The 13,484-nt window shown below is 58.9% G+C and carries 14 protein-coding genes and 2 pseudogenes; 2 read left to right on the top strand and 14 right to left on the bottom strand.

Going from position 1 to position 13,484, the window contains the following annotated elements; translation table 11 throughout:
• Nucleotides 1-355 precede the first annotated feature (355 nt).
• On the bottom strand, nt 356-2,590 hold the full coding sequence (locus tag ACZ9DP_RS18395) for an adenylate/guanylate cyclase domain-containing protein (protein WP_476203169.1): 2,235 nt from the start codon (nt 2,588-2,590) through the stop codon (nt 356-358).
• A 428-nt stretch (nt 2,591-3,018) separates the two neighbouring features.
• Here ACZ9DP_RS18395 and ACZ9DP_RS18390 point away from each other — a divergent pair.
• A pseudogene (locus tag ACZ9DP_RS18390) lies at nt 3,019-3,284 on the top strand (type II toxin-antitoxin system Phd/YefM family antitoxin).
• Nucleotides 3,285-3,416: 132 nt separating this feature from the next.
• Here ACZ9DP_RS18390 and ACZ9DP_RS18385 read toward each other — a convergent pair.
• The 9 genes and pseudogenes from ACZ9DP_RS18385 to ACZ9DP_RS18345 form a co-directional block, all read right to left on the bottom strand.
• The gene (locus tag ACZ9DP_RS18385; RefSeq protein ID WP_022718555.1) at nt 3,417-3,626 is read right to left on the bottom strand and encodes a dodecin; all 210 of its coding nucleotides are present in this window, start codon (nt 3,624-3,626) and stop codon (nt 3,417-3,419) included.
• 306 nt (nt 3,627-3,932) lie between these two features.
• The gene (locus tag ACZ9DP_RS18380) at nt 3,933-4,193 is read right to left on the bottom strand and encodes a type II toxin-antitoxin system prevent-host-death family antitoxin (RefSeq protein WP_476203168.1); all 261 of its coding nucleotides are present in this window, start codon (nt 4,191-4,193) and stop codon (nt 3,933-3,935) included.
• Nucleotides 4,194-4,546: 353 nt separating this feature from the next.
• Nucleotides 4,547-5,185, bottom strand: coding sequence for an Isoquinoline 1-oxidoreductase subunit (locus ACZ9DP_RS18375; RefSeq protein WP_239597474.1), 639 nt, complete (start codon nt 5,183-5,185; stop codon nt 4,547-4,549).
• Nucleotides 5,186-5,187: 2 nt separating this feature from the next.
• Nucleotides 5,188-7,341 carry a xanthine dehydrogenase family protein molybdopterin-binding subunit gene (locus ACZ9DP_RS18370; protein WP_476203167.1) on the bottom strand — a complete coding sequence of 718 codons (2,154 nt, stop codon included), beginning with the start codon at nt 7,339-7,341 and terminating at the stop codon, nt 5,188-5,190.
• Nucleotides 7,342-7,345: 4 nt separating this feature from the next.
• Nucleotides 7,346-7,804: a (2Fe-2S)-binding protein gene (locus ACZ9DP_RS18365; RefSeq protein WP_476203166.1), complete on the bottom strand. Its 459-nt coding sequence runs from the start codon at nt 7,802-7,804 to the stop codon at nt 7,346-7,348.
• Between the two features lie 52 nt (nt 7,805-7,856).
• Entirely contained in the window at nt 7,857-8,042 is a 186-nt protein-coding gene (locus ACZ9DP_RS18360) for a hypothetical protein (RefSeq protein ID WP_476203165.1), read from the bottom strand.
• Between the two features lie 59 nt (nt 8,043-8,101).
• Nucleotides 8,102-8,807: pseudogene (locus ACZ9DP_RS18355) on the bottom strand (DUF932 domain-containing protein); the annotation flags it as partial.
• 97 nt (nt 8,808-8,904) lie between these two features.
• Entirely contained in the window at nt 8,905-9,324 is a 420-nt protein-coding gene (locus ACZ9DP_RS18350; protein ID WP_476205401.1) for a HipA domain-containing protein, read from the bottom strand.
• A 142-nt stretch (nt 9,325-9,466) separates the two neighbouring features.
• Nucleotides 9,467-9,766 (bottom strand): helix-turn-helix domain-containing protein, encoded by a 300-nt coding sequence (locus ACZ9DP_RS18345; protein WP_476203164.1) that lies wholly within the window; start codon nt 9,764-9,766, stop codon nt 9,467-9,469.
• Nucleotides 9,767-10,219: 453 nt separating this feature from the next.
• Between ACZ9DP_RS18345 and ACZ9DP_RS18340 the strand changes: the two genes are divergently transcribed.
• Nucleotides 10,220-10,468 carry a type II toxin-antitoxin system Phd/YefM family antitoxin gene (locus tag ACZ9DP_RS18340; RefSeq protein ID WP_476203163.1) on the top strand — a complete coding sequence of 83 codons (249 nt, stop codon included), beginning with the start codon at nt 10,220-10,222 and terminating at the stop codon, nt 10,466-10,468.
• Between the two features lie 139 nt (nt 10,469-10,607).
• On the opposite strand, the gene ACZ9DP_RS18335 is transcribed toward ACZ9DP_RS18340, so the two are convergent.
• The 4 genes from ACZ9DP_RS18335 to virB10 are packed head-to-tail and all read right to left on the bottom strand — an operon-like array spanning nt 10,608 to nt 13,479.
• Nucleotides 10,608-10,892: a hypothetical protein gene (locus ACZ9DP_RS18335; RefSeq protein ID WP_183928683.1), complete on the bottom strand. Its 285-nt coding sequence runs from the start codon at nt 10,890-10,892 to the stop codon at nt 10,608-10,610.
• A 40-nt stretch (nt 10,893-10,932) separates the two neighbouring features.
• Nucleotides 10,933-11,211, bottom strand: coding sequence for a hypothetical protein (locus ACZ9DP_RS18330; RefSeq protein WP_476203162.1), 279 nt, complete (start codon nt 11,209-11,211; stop codon nt 10,933-10,935).
• 4 nt (nt 11,212-11,215) lie between these two features.
• Entirely contained in the window at nt 11,216-12,298 is a 1,083-nt protein-coding gene (virB11, locus tag ACZ9DP_RS18325) for a P-type DNA transfer ATPase VirB11 (RefSeq protein WP_476203161.1), read from the bottom strand.
• A gap of 8 nt (nt 12,299-12,306) precedes the next feature.
• The gene (gene virB10 / locus ACZ9DP_RS18320; protein ID WP_476203160.1) at nt 12,307-13,479 is read right to left on the bottom strand and encodes a type IV secretion system protein VirB10; all 1,173 of its coding nucleotides are present in this window, start codon (nt 13,477-13,479) and stop codon (nt 12,307-12,309) included.
• Nucleotides 13,480-13,484: the final 5 nt, after the last annotated feature.

Raw genomic sequence — 13,484 nt, 5'->3', positions numbered from 1 at the left:
CGCCGAGTCTCAACAGGCGCGGAAGCTCCACCCGGCTTTGACCACGCGGGACAGATCGGCCTGCATCGTCGCGCGCAGGCGCTTGCCAATATCGAGGACACCATCGGCGAGCTCTGTCTGGGCGCGGCAAGCTGCACATCCATCACGGCTATGAACCGATCCGCCGCCACTCATTCAGCAAAGTCGTTGAAGATCGTCGGCCCCGCGATTGATGATTGCGAAACGACGCATCGGCTTCTCCGCGATTGTCGTGCACAAGTTCTATTGCTGGGCGCATAGGAGCCCGAGGATGGAGCACAATCTCGCGGAGTTAGGCTGCACCGGCCGCCTAAGTGTACTTCAGTCAGACCGCAGCTCACTTCACCATCGAGAATTCGAACCTGTCCCACTGAAGAATCAACCGATACTCGTTCTTTTGGGCGAACGTGCCGTCGCGATTGCGGACAATGACGCCGCAGAAACGCCACCGCGTCGGGTAGATGGAACAGAGCATATCGCCCTCGATTTTGCTGCTCCCCTGATCGGACCATTCTCCGACGGTGATCACTGTCGTGCCGTCTGGTGCCGTCACTCGCCGATATGCCTCGCCTGTCTCGATATTGCGCCCCTGGATTTCGTGACCGAAGAGGAGAGACCTTATCGCGTCGCCGTCGAGGCGATCTTCCGGCTTCGGGCTGAAACCCTCAGGCAGGTCCGGCACGCCTGCCTTGCGCATACCCACGAGCACTCTTTCCAGGTCGACGTAATTCTTGAACGGGAATTCGACCGCAGCCATCAGCCCTGTGTATTCAGGTTCTTGCGCTTGGGCCAGGTAGGGCTTCAACCTCTCACGGGCGGCGGCAGCATCAGCGTGTCGATCCAGTTGCCCATAGGCGGAGATGAGCAACATCAGGCCCTGGTAATTGGACCAAAAGTCCCAATAGGAGGTTTCCTTCGATTCCGGAGCAATCTTTTCGAAGGCAACGACAGCTTCCTCGAAGCGGTCCATCGAGAAGTAGGCGAGCCCGGCAAGCAAGTAGCGCCAGCGTGACCAATCGGGATCCACACGTGTTGCGGCATCAAGGTAGCCGAGACCATCCTCGGCCCTGCCGTTAAAAATCATCGCCGCACTCAGCCACTCGTAATTGGAAGGGTCGCTCGAATCGAGCGCTATGGCCCGCTCCGCGGCGGCGATCGCCTCATCGGACCTTTGCATCTGGTTCAGCTTTGCCGTGAGGAGTCTGTAATACGCCGGAGAGGGATTCTTGGCGGCCTGCGTGAAATAGGCGTCTGCCTTGCTGCGGGCTTCATCCTGCGTAAGCCCCAACACTTTCGACCGTGCCTCGGTCCAATGTGCTTCCCGATACATCCAGGCGAGTGCCGCCGCAGCATTGCCAAATGCGCGATCAAGCGCCAGAGCCCGCTCATAGTACTTTACGGCTTCCACCCAGTCCTCCGGCCTTTCCCTCAGTTCCAGTTCGCGACCGCGCAAATATGCCTCGTATGCGGCGAGGTTATTTGTTCCACCAGCGATCGATGCAACTTGATGGCTCGTGACCAGGCGAAGCTTGAGGGCGGTTGCGATCTCCCCAACCATCTTGTCCTGAAGCTCGAACACGTCGCTCCATGCCCCGTCGAGCCGCTCCGCCCACACGTTGCCACTGGTCGTCGAGTCTATGAGTTTCGCATTGATGCGCATTTCGGGCCCGGCACGACGTACGCTGCCCTCCAGGATGTATCGAACGCCCAATTGGGTCGAAACTTCTGATGGCATGCTGGCCCTGTTTTTAAAGGTGAATGCAGCATTGCGCGAAATTACGAACAGGCCGGGAATGCGTGCCAGTTCCGTTGTCAAATCCTCGGTAATGCCATCGGCAAGGTAGCCCTGCTCCTTGTCATCGCTGAGGTTGTCGAAAGGCAACACGACGAGGGACGGTCGGGTGTCGACAGCAGCAATGGAGGCAGCATCCTCCGTCTGCCAAGGTTGCCACCATGCCAATCCCGCCAATAGAAAGACAGCGATACCCATGGCGGCTGCGGGAATAGCCCAAGCTCGCAGGGTCCTCGTCGCTCCGATGGTGCTGCGTTCCACTGCGGGGTCAAGCACCACGCGATAGACCCGGATAGGCTCGGCAATGTTCTTGACCCTCCGCTCGCCCAGCGCAAGGTAACCGACCGCGAGCTTCGATCTCACCTGGTCATAGGTGGTTCCGGATATTGCGATGCCGCCGGGTTCCGCCAGCACCTGCATGCGGTCGGCGATGTTGACACCGTCGCCGTGAATGTCTTCGCCTTCGACGATGATGTCGCCGAGATTGACGCCAATGCGGAAAACCATCCTCTGTTCGGGCGGCAGTGCTGTGTTGCGCTCGGCTTTCTCCTGTTGAACCTCCACCGCGCAGTGCACGGCATCCACCACGCTGTGGAACTCTACGAGCACGCCGTCGCCCATGGTCTTTACCAGGCGGCCGTGATGCGTGGCGATCTTCGGCTCGAAGAGTTCGTGCAGGTCGGCGTGGAAGCGGACACGCGTTCCCTCTTCGTCGACCTCGCTCATTCGGCTGTAGCCGACGACATCCGCAATCAGGACTGCTGCTAGACGGCGCTCCATACCAGATCTTCCTGGGTGAGCCTCAAACAGCATATTACAGCACGTCACGTGCGGGTGCCATTATCCTTGCTTGAAGTGAACGACGGGAATTTTGGAGAAAATCATATTTCAGTGGCAATTTCGACCTCACATAACGAGTTTAGCGTCAAGCGCATTATGACGGGGAAATTCGCCCCTCACCGCCAGGGGGACGCCGATCGGACGTTACGACCTGCTGATCGCCGGAAGGCGAGGGCCAGCGGGCTGGTCCTGGCCACGAGTTCAAGCATGTGGCGGGATTGCATGATCCAGGTGAGCACGAATGGGCACAGCACCGCGCACTGCGAGAAAACTCAACCAACGTGGCAAGCGGTTGAAATTCTTGCTTGATTTTGTCGGCGTCAATTTCCAAAAGGAGTCCCAAATGACCCTTTTTCAGGAGACACGCAGTGTCAACAGTTAGTCTAAAGGACGCAAAGGCGTCGTTCTCTCATGTTATCGATAAAGCCGCCGCTGGCGAGTTTGTAACGATCACGCGCACGGTCGCGCCGCCGCCGCCCTCGTCAGCGTAGGAGCCGCAGAGGCAGCAAGGAAGGCACTCCGGAAGGATCGGCCTAGCCTGGTCCAGTACCTGAAGACCTTTCCGGCCGATCTCGATCTCGACGACGATGTTTTCGCCCGCAACCCGGTCTCCTCCCGCAAAGTTGATCTGTGAGCTCTCTTCTCGACACCAACGCCATTTCCATGTTCGCCCCTTCCAGGGCGAGTGCATCAGACGTCTTTGCCCATTGGGTCCATGACAGAAGACAATGTGGGAGTTGGCAGGGTTCTCGCCAATCGCAGCGCATCAGTCGTCGATGCGAAACCCGACCTTCATGACCACCTGGTAGTGGGCCACCGCACCATCCTTGATGTGTCCGCGGATTTGATCGACTTCGAACCATTCGAGGTTTCTCATCGTCTTTGAGGCCCGCGAAATCGCCGTCTCGATCGCCTCCGTGACAGAGGTCTTCGAACTGCCGATCAGTTCGACCTTCTTGTAAACGTGGTCGTTCATGCCATCCTCCCATTCGAATTGAAATCTCGCCAACACGGCTTCCAAGCTTGCCGTCGAGCACAGACGATCCGGGAACCGGCCCCTTTTGTCAAACTGCCCGGGTATCTTCTGGAATTGGGCAAGGCCGAATGCCACAGGACAGCTTCACGCTATGCAAGCGCAAGCCAATTAATTAGTACTTATCGCAGATTGAGCGAACGGCGATCCCAACGCAGACGAGGCCCGCTCCTTGCGTCCCTAGTTCCACCGGGGTCCTGCTGCCAGGTCCAGAGGTGGGGATAGGTGACGATTTCGCCGGGACGATATTCACGAACCATCGTCATATCCTTCGCCGCGTGACAGTCGATCGAGCGCGTCGGCGAAAAGTTCGGCATGCTCATCCGGCATCTCACTCGCCTTCACGGTTCGGCGTGGATCAGCGCCGGCGCGTATGCGCTCATAGTGCTCATAGCTCATTAGCACATAACGGGGCTTGCGATGCCGGGTGATCACGATTGGTTCACGCGCCGCCGCATCCGTGACATCGCCAATCCGCTTGTTGAGATCGCCCGTGGTAAACTGTTTCATGGTCAGCTCACCTCCTTGACCGCCATAATATCCATAATTTCCATACTTGCAGGAAAACGGCGCTCACGCGCCGTCTCCTGATGCCTGCCAGACGGGAATGCCGAGGCGGCGGGCCTTGTCGGCGAGATTACCGGTGATGCCGGAGCCAGGGAAGATGATGACGCCGATTCAACCTGTCTCGCGATCAGCCGGTCGCTGCCAGTTCGACAGGACGGCGCAGCTGGACGAACCACAACAGAGTAGGCCCCGTGGGGGATGCAAGCTCCGTGAACTGCGTTAAAATTCCGGAGTTACGCTGGCAAATGCTACAAGGGTGGCGGTTCGCCAACGGCTGTCTAGAAGAGTGCCATTGCTCAATCTGGACATTCGGCACCAGTCTCGACCCAGGCGGCGACGAGCGCGGCAAAGGTCTCCTGCGAGCCTGGAGGGGCACTGCGTCCTTCCCCCGGATGCCAAGCCCAGCCGACCAGATGGTCTTCGCCCATATGGCGTATGAGGTCGGCATGCGAACGATTGCCGTTCCGGCTTGTATCTTTTACCTGCCGACATATGTCACCCACCGTCAGCCCTTGCCAGGCCATGCTGGCCGGTGCCAATGACCAGTGTGCGTTGCCCGGAATGGATTTCATGCGGCTGCCTACGATCGGACGATTCTCCGCACCGTGGCAAGTGCTGCAGACAAGCCCAGCCGGACCCAGCGAGCTTTGGCTGGCATTCATCAACGGCACATGCTGATGCAAGTCTTCTCCCTGCGTCGGGCTGCGCGTTGCCGGATGGCAGTTTATGCAGCGCGGATGCGTCATGACACGGCTGGCTTCTTCGAAGATAGCCTTCGAGCGCGCGCTGGTCTCCGTTATCGCATCGAAATCGGAGACGGTCTTCAGCGCTCCACCATCCGATGTTTCGGCATAGCCCAATGGTCCTAAGCCGGCAACGCTCCCGATCGTAGCGACAACAGCGGCGAGCGGGATAGCGAGAAACCGCTTGGCCATGATCACACTCTCCGCAATTCGTTCTGATCGATCGGCAGCGACCGCAGCCGCTTGCCGGTTGCCGCAAAGATCGCATTGAAGAGCGAGGGTGCAACACCGGGTGTGCCAACCTCCCCTATGCCGCCTGGTGCCTCGGAACTGGGCACGATATGCACCTCGATCTTCGGCGTCTCGTGTATTCGCAGAACGGGAGAATCGTCGAAGTTGCCCTCCACTACGGCACCGTTCTGGACCGTGATGCGTCCGTAGAGTGCAGCGCTGAGGCCGTAGATGATGCCGCTCTGTATCTGGGCTTCTACCGTGTCTGGATTGATGATCTGGCCACAGTCGACAGCGCAGATGATGCGGTCGGTCTTGAGCTTGCCATCTTCCCCTACGCTTACTTCGGAGATCATCGCGGCAAAGCTTCCGAAATCCTCCAAAAGGGCGATACCCCTTCCCTTGCCTTGGGGGAGAGTGGTCGACCAGTCCGCCTTCTCCGCCGCTAGGTCGAGGACACCTAGAAGGCGCGGCTTATGCTGAAGCAGCCGCCTGCGGTAATCGAGCGGGTCGATGCCCGCGACGTGAGCCAGTTCGTCGACGCCGCCTTCGATTGCCGGGACGTTGCGCGTGGCACCGACGCCGCGCCAGTTGCCCGTCAACATTCCGTCCGGAGCCTCGTGGCGCACGAAGTCCGTATATTTGTTCGGGATCGCATACGGCGTCTCCGCACCAGTCATGATGTCGAGGTCTATGCCATCGCGCGTGAAGGCCGGTAGCCAACGCGCCATCACGGATGGGCCGATGACGCGATGCCGCCAGGAAACCGGCATGCCATCGGCACCCAGCGTCGCGGTGATCTTACTGTAATTTAGATAGCGGTAGCAGTCGTGGCGGATGTCTTCCTCGCGGCTCCAGGTGACCTTAACCGGGCCATCCACCTGCTTTGCGATCTTCGCCGCCAGAATGACGCCGTCGACATCGAGCCTCCGGCCGAAACCGCCACCGAGAAGGTGGTTGTGCACGACGACCTTATCCAACGGGAGGCCTGTGACGTCAGCAACCACTTGTCTTGCCCGGCCCAGCACCTGGGTGCCGACCCATACGTCGCAGCTATCGTTGCGGACGTGAACCGTGCAATTCATCGGCTCCATCGCCGAATGCGTGAGGATCGGTAGGCGGTAGACGAATTCAAGGGCGGGCTTGTGTTCGGATTCCGCCTTTGCGACATCGCCTTCGTTTATGTGGGGCAAGGCGCTGCCGCCGATCGCGTCCTCCGCGCGCTTCTCGAGATCGGCCAGCGAGAGAGCACCATCGGCGCCCTGCTCCCACTCGATGGAAAGTGCTGCAAGCCCCTTGCGTGCGGCACCAGTATTGTCGGCCACGATGGCGACTGCATCCTCGATCCGGACGACCTGTCGGACCCCCTTGACCGCCATTGCCGGTCCATCCTTGACCGATCGCAGTTTCCCGCCGAAGTGGGGACAGATCGCTATCGCCGCATAGGACACGCCTTCCGGGCGGGCGTCGATACCGAACTTGGCCGTGCCGTTGACCTTCTCGGGGCTGTCGAGACGTCGGATGGACTGGCCGATCACTTTGAAGCTGGACGCGGATTTTAGCGGAACTTCCTGCGGAACGGGCTCTGATGCTGCAGCCTGTATCAGGCTCCCGTAGTCGGCGCGGCGGCCGCTTGCAGCGTGAACGACATGCCCGGCCTCGGCCTTGCACGTATCCACTGCGACGTTCCAACCATGCGCAGCAGCGTTTACCAGCATGATCCGGGCCGTGGCACCTGCCTTGCGCATCTGCTCGTAAACAGCGCGAATGGCAAGGGAACCGCCGGTGATTTGATCACCTATCAAAGGATTTGCATAACGTGCAGGATCAGCAGGTGCATGCTCCAGCGTGACCTGATCGAGGCGGACTTCCAGCTCTTCGGCCAGCAGCATCGCCACCGAGGTATAGATGCCTTGCCCCATCTCCACGGAGGGCATGATGAAAACAATCTTGCCTTCTGCAGGAATGCGAATGAAGGCATTTGCTTCAAACGCCTCTGCGGCAGCGCATGACGGCGACGGCCGAAGGCCGATGACCAGGCCTGCTCCGCTCAGCGATGCGCCGATCAGAAAATGCCGACGCGAAACAGCAAGGTTGACTTGGTCGTGGATGGACATCGCATCACCCCGCCTTGGCAGCCAGTTTGATCGCCGCCCGAATGCGCGGATAAGTGCCGCATCGACAGATATTTCCGGCCATGACGGCATCGATATCGTCGTCGGTGGGCGACGGATTGGCAGCAAGTAGCGCGGTGGCGGACATGATCTGTCCAGACTGACAGTAACCACATTGGACGACATCGATGTCCAGCCAGGCCTTCTGTACCCGAGCGCCTTCGTCAGTCTCGCCAATCGCCTCGATCGTGGTGATCGGCTTGGCGGCCGCGTCGGCGACCGGCATCACACACGAGCGCACGGGCACACCATCGACATGCACCGTGCAGGCTCCGCACATGGCGATGCCGCAGCCGAATTTCGTTCCAGTGAGACCTATGGTGTCGCGCAGCACCCATAAAAGCGGAATATCGCCATCCACATCGACGGCGTAGTTCTTACCATTGACTGAAAGATCGTAGGACATGTGAACGTCGGCTGGAAGCCGCCCCTCAAACGAACATACAGCGGCGGCTAAATTAGCTGAAAGTGCGGAACGCCGCAAGTTGTAATCTTGTGATACCAGCATGCCAGAACCAAGTGACGATCGGCCGCTCCTTCCGAGCGAGCTTGCGCGAAGGTGCCTCGATCTCGCCGCCAGCGCTCGAATGCAAGCCAGCGCCGATGTCAGCCGAGGGGAAAAAGCCCGGCAGATCGCCGGGCAACGAGTTCTCTCGGGGAGATGTCTGACGTTTTCGGGTTAGCCAGCCAGACTGGCCGATGGTCAGGACGCCTGCTCGAGCAGTTTCCCAGCCTTGCCTTCCAATTCGAGGCGGGTGTCCTGATGGGTCTTATCGCGCGCCAAGGCCGTGATGCCCTGGACGAAATCGAAGATCGATTCCGGCGGCCTGCCTTCTTCGGACAGGACCGTCTGGATAATCTTGCCGGTCTCGCTCTTCGAGAAACCGCCCGGCGCAGGAAGGTCTGGCGATCCTCATCGTTGCTGGCTACGATCCGCTCGCGGGCCGCCCGGATGCCGGCGACGAAGGGTGCGGGCGAGGAATTCGTGAAACTTGTCAATGCGGGCGCCGCCTCGTGCGCGAAACGCTGACCGGCAAACTTGGAGTGCCGGATATTGATCTCCTCGAAATTTTCCGTGCCCCAGAGATTCCTGTTGGCGCAGACCGCGCGAAGATAGAAGGAAGCAATGCCGAGGGACTTCGATCCGACTTCGGAGTTCCAGGCATAGAAGCCGCGGAAATAAAGGTCCGGTTCGCCATTCGCCAGCCGCCCGGCTTCGATCGGACGGGTATCGTCGACCAAAAACAAAAAGACATCACGATCGCTGGCGTAGAGCGTGGTGGTGTCCTTGGTCACGTCCACAAAAGGGTTGTGCGTCATCGTCGACCAGTCGAGAACCCCGGCACTTTCCAGATCGTGTCGCCGGTTCCATTTCCGGCGATATTCATCACAGCCGCAACGAGCTCGTGGCGATCAGCGCCTAGGTCGGAGGCTGCTCCGCCCGAATCGTAGCCGCCGTCATCATCATCCCTGCATTTTGGTTTCCGCGAACGTGCAGGGATGGAGTTATCTCGAATCGTCATGGCGGAGTGCCTGAGCGGGCCTCCTATCGTTAAGAATCCGATCAAGTTCGTTTGTCCGGGACTTCGATAGTCCCGCCTGCTCAGCAAATTGTGGCCAGCGTTCAATAGCTGTTCGGACCTGATCGACGACATCCTTGGCGTCGCGATCAGGGATCGATGCTGTCCTAGCGACGGCCAGCATGTGCTGCACGCCTGGATTTCTCCCCTCGCCCGCAACGTCAGCGCTGTGTTCTCCGCCAGGCCCATCGGAGAAGGTAAGGTCATAGGCGGGAGAGAGCTTCCATCGTCCGTCTGCGCTCATAAGGAAGGCGTGGTTTTTCGCGTGGTCGTCTCGGTTCCGAGCATACACGTTGAAGACCATATGCCGAAACATGCGGAGGACTTCGGAACTGTCACGTGTCATCATCAACGTCAGCTTATGGAGATGTTCGTAGTTCAACGATGCCTGGCGGTGGCTGAGTCGCTGCTCCACGCGAGGGTCCCTAGATTTCTCTGCCTCCCCTCGATATCGAGAACGACACTCATTTTTCGGATCGGCGTGAATCTCACTTCTTCCGCACCCTCTGCCTGACAGGTCGGCCAACGACATCGTCAATTGTCTTCGGCGGCCGAGGCGGAAACAGGTGCTCGAACTCAGCCTCGGCTTCTAGGACAAACGCGATCTTCACGATAGCTTCGAGCGAAATCTTTCCTGTCTCTTCGAACAGTCTTAAAGATCCATATGAAACACCAGCCCTTGTCGCGAGCTCCCTCTGCGTGAGGCCGGCGTCAATACGTCGACGCTTCATTCTTGATGAGAGATCTTTTATTACCTCGGCGGGAGAACTCAAATTAAATGCGAACATAATAGCACATATCTTAGTTACCGAGCTTAAGGGCTAATATAATAGCACTTAGAATACTTTTCAATGTCGCGATATCACACAGATTTGCCGATCGACTCTCGCCGGACACCCTGGTATGTCCGCCGCATGCGAATACGACCACGCTGACCTTGCCGCTCGCCGCCTGCAGCGGGATCCCGTCGTATCGCGTATTTCCCAGGGAACTGAACACGGACCAATGTCGGGCCGATCGCCCTTGATGACGTGGTTGGCAATGTTGGTGTGGAGCAGAGCGGCCAGAGCCTCTCTCCGATCACCTCAACCACGAACTTACCTCTCCATTTGCCTCTCAGTCCTGCGGCCCCCACAAGTTGACCATTTCTGACCAGCTTTCACGACAACGACGCCGCTCTCGAGCCATCGAAATCGCCTCTTTAGAATGCTATCTATGGTACCGATTTCAGGGAGTTAAAAATGCCGCACACAATCCTCGCCGAGATAACGGCAAGCGTTTCGGAGCTAAAGAAAAGCCCAATGGGCACAGTCGCCGCCGGTGAAGGTTTTCCCGTAGCTATTCTCAATCGAAACGAGCCGGCCTTCTACTGCGTGCCGGCCAAGTCTTTCGAAGCTCTGATGGACCAGCTGGAGGATTTCGAGCTGAATGCGATCGCCGATGCCCGCAAGGGGCAAAAGGAGATCGAGGTCAGCATCGATGAGTTATAAGCTGAGGTTCCTCGTCAGAGGCGACGACGGCCTAGGGCTGGCGCAAGACGGAATTTAGTGGTGGCGTTGCATATAGATCAGGCCGCCCAGGATAACGATCCCGACCAGTGGCAGGGCAATGTAGATGATGTTGAACAGGTTACTTTGGTCGAACACTATCATCTCCTTTGAGCTTCAAAATGAAGCCTTCGCCATAGATATGGGCCAGAATCGCGGCAATTAAATAGCCAAAGAAACCGAAGCCGGTCGCGATGGTCACAACGTCGCGATGTGCCAAGAGTGCCACAATCGGCGAAAAGAGCCCTGCGGACAAGATACCACCGGAAATCGTATTGCACCAGGAAGCGTGGTGTTTCAAGGTCTCATTCCATCGCAACAGTTCGGTTTTCGTGGTGAATTGCTGCTCGTCCTCGGTGTCCGTCATGTGCCTTTCCTGATGATGGCTCGGCTATAGCGGTTACTGGTTAAAACGTCAGGAAGCCGGCGTCGGAATTTTTGCGCTCCGTCTCGACGATCTCGGCAACCTCAGCTTCCTCCTTCGCGATCCGAGCGCCCTCGGTTTCCGCCAGACGCTTCGAGATGTTGTCAGGATCGCGCACGTCGTCGCGATAGCCGCGGACATCCTCGACCGTGCCTTCAAACACCACCTTGGGATTCTGTTTCCTGATCGCAATTGGTTTCGAGACCCGCGGTGCTCCATGAAGGAGCGGCCAGGGCCTCTCTCCGACCACCTCAACCATCACGAGCTTACCTCCCCCTCTGCCTCTCAGTCCTGCGGCCCCCACAAGCTGGCCATTTCTGACCGGCTTTCACAACGGCGACGCCGCTCCCGGGTGCTTGCGCGTCCCGGTAATAGACCTCGCTCACCCGAAACCGTCCATCGATGCGTTTGCACTGGACGATGACGTCGATGGCGATCATCAACAGCTCACGGATATCATGCCTGTCGAGGTCCCTGCCGCCTTCCGATTCCTTGACCAGCAATGTCAGCTGTTCGAAGGCGAGCTGCGCGGAGTCGGCATGCACTGTCGTGATCGAACCTGGGTGCCCCGAATTGACATTGCGGATGTAATAGAATGCCGTTCCGTCTCGCAGTTCCTGCAGCAGAATTCGGTCCGGCCGCATGCGCAGGCTAGATTCCAGCAGGTCCTTGGCGCCGATCTTCGCCAGGCCCTGACCTCCTTTGGAATAAAAGAGACGAACGTGGTTCGATTGCGGGATGACCAGCTCGGGCGTGTCTTCGATCGAAATGATCCGCTCGCTTGACGGAATATGACGGATCAGCGCCTTCGACAAGGTCGTTTTGCCGGAGCCCGTTGCGCCGGAAATGATGATGTTCTTTCTCGCCTGGACGGCTTCGCGCAGAAACGCCTTGTAGGACCTGTTCCTGTAGAACCCCAAAAGCTTGCGGCCCGACGCGTTGCCGTCTCTTTCGGCTTTCACGCCATCGTCGAACAGGCCGCCGTCATCGAGATCGTCGAGGCTTAGCGAAACGGACGACGGCTTTCGGATCGTAACGCTGACCGTTCCCTTCGTCGTTGCCGGTGGGATCACGATCTGGATTCGCTCATCGTCTGGCAGGGTGGCCGACAGGATCGGCCGTGTTTCATCGATCGCTTGATTGGAATAGCTTGCGACAGCGCGGGCGAGACGCATCAGCTTGTCGAACGATAGATCCGGCAGATCGTGGGTCTGCCATCCGGCCCTCCCCTCGGTCACCACCTGACCTGGCCAGTTGACGATGATCTCGTAAAGCGACATGTCGCGCAGAAAGGCGGAGATTGGTGCAAGAAGCTCGCGCACGACACCGCAATCTGCTCCTTCCGTCATCGGCGTACCTATTTGGTGACCAGAGTTGAAGCCGGGCTGAAATCCCCGAAAATGGCGCGGTCATAGATCCTGTTGCGAGGCTCCGTCACGCGAAGCCGGTAAACGTCAGAGAAATCAAGATCCCGCGCCACGAAGATTAAGACCAGGTCGCCCTGGTGTTTCAGAAGCGTCGGCGGGATATTGATCGACTGTTCCACCGCGATCGCCGCGGCCTGCTGGCCGGCGCTCGTGGTATCTGGCGCCTCGACATCGCCTTCCTGCAGCCGGCTGCTCGCGTAGGAGGTCGCATCGCCGACTATCGACAACAGGATCGCGCTACCGAAACGCTCCCACCAGTGGGTGTCGACAAAGCCGTCCATGCCGGCACGTCCGAGAGTATCGGTCGCAGGCGACGCGAGCGTGATGATCACGCCCTTCGGCGTCTTGGCACGGCTCCAAAGAACAAACAGGCGCTTCTGACCGCGGCGAAGACCGCCGCGGTATTCGCCAACGATCTGGGTGCCCTTCTCCATCAGCACGACCCGGCCATTGTCCGACAGCACATCGCGGTTGATGACGCAGCTTGCAAAGCCCGGCTGGTCCGAGGAAAGCGCTGTTTCGAGCACGCAAGGGATGGACGTTCCCATGGCGACGATGAAATCGCGATTTCCAAGCATGCCGGCGCGCGAGCCCTGCAATTGCGTCGGCGTCAGCATCCTGTTGAACCGCTGGTCTTCGTTATCCGCCTGCGAACCGAGAGTGCCTGGATTAGCGTCGAACGGAAAGTCGTTCGATGGAGCATCCGAACTCTGGTTCTGCCGGTCGGTAGCCGGCGCCTTTTCGCCGCCATAAGCGATCACTGGCGCGCGGCGGGCAGCGTCGAGGAGCTTATCCTCCTCAGCCGGCGGCTCCTCGGTCACCACAGGCGTTGGCAGCTGCACCTCCGTCGGGATCACGACTGGTTGAACCGGCTCCCTGGCGGGCTCGAAATCCGACGTCTGGCGGATAACGACGCGCTCGGGGTGGGTTCCTTCTGGCGGTTTGTTCTGACCGCGCATCGACCAGAGCGCAAAAGCAACGAAGGCAACGATCGCAACGGCAACTGCGCCGCGTTTCAGGATCGGGCTGTTGTCGAGCCGGCGCCGCCCGGTCGATGTTTCCGCGCGCTCTCCAGGGATCGGTGTGTTGTCTTCCGCAGCCATGACAC

The organism is Rhizobium sp. USDA 4016, from assembly GCF_056279705.1.
This window is presented reverse-complemented; position numbering and strand designations above follow the sequence as displayed.

Bases quoted from the DNA above. Each gene is read 5' to 3' on its own strand.
- ACZ9DP_RS18395 (WP_476203169.1), bottom strand. From the start codon at position 2,590: ATGGAGCGCCGTCTAGCAGCAGTCCTGATTGCGGATGTCGTCGGCTAC.
- ACZ9DP_RS18385 (WP_022718555.1), bottom strand. From the start codon at position 3,626: ATGAACGACCACGTTTACAAGAAGGTCGAACTGATCGGCAGTTCGAAG.
- ACZ9DP_RS18380 (WP_476203168.1), bottom strand. From the start codon at position 4,193: ATGAAACAGTTTACCACGGGCGATCTCAACAAGCGGATTGGCGATGTC.
- ACZ9DP_RS18375 (WP_239597474.1), bottom strand. From the start codon at position 5,185: ATGGCCAAGCGGTTTCTCGCTATCCCGCTCGCCGCTGTTGTCGCTACG.
- ACZ9DP_RS18370 (WP_476203167.1), bottom strand. From the start codon at position 7,341: ATGTCCATCCACGACCAAGTCAACCTTGCTGTTTCGCGTCGGCATTTT.
- ACZ9DP_RS18365 (WP_476203166.1), bottom strand. From the start codon at position 7,804: ATGTCCTACGATCTTTCAGTCAATGGTAAGAACTACGCCGTCGATGTG.
- ACZ9DP_RS18350 (WP_476205401.1), bottom strand. From the start codon at position 9,324: ATGACACGTGACAGTTCCGAAGTCCTCCGCATGTTTCGGCATATGGTC.
- ACZ9DP_RS18345 (WP_476203164.1), bottom strand. From the start codon at position 9,766: ATGTTCGCATTTAATTTGAGTTCTCCCGCCGAGGTAATAAAAGATCTC.
- ACZ9DP_RS18340 (WP_476203163.1), top strand. From the start codon at position 10,220: ATGCCGCACACAATCCTCGCCGAGATAACGGCAAGCGTTTCGGAGCTA.
- ACZ9DP_RS18335 (WP_183928683.1), bottom strand. From the start codon at position 10,892: ATGACGGACACCGAGGACGAGCAGCAATTCACCACGAAAACCGAACTG.
- virB11 (WP_476203161.1), bottom strand. From the start codon at position 12,298: ATGACGGAAGGAGCAGATTGCGGTGTCGTGCGCGAGCTTCTTGCACCA.
- virB10 (WP_476203160.1), bottom strand. From the start codon at position 13,479: ATGGCTGCGGAAGACAACACACCGATCCCTGGAGAGCGCGCGGAAACA.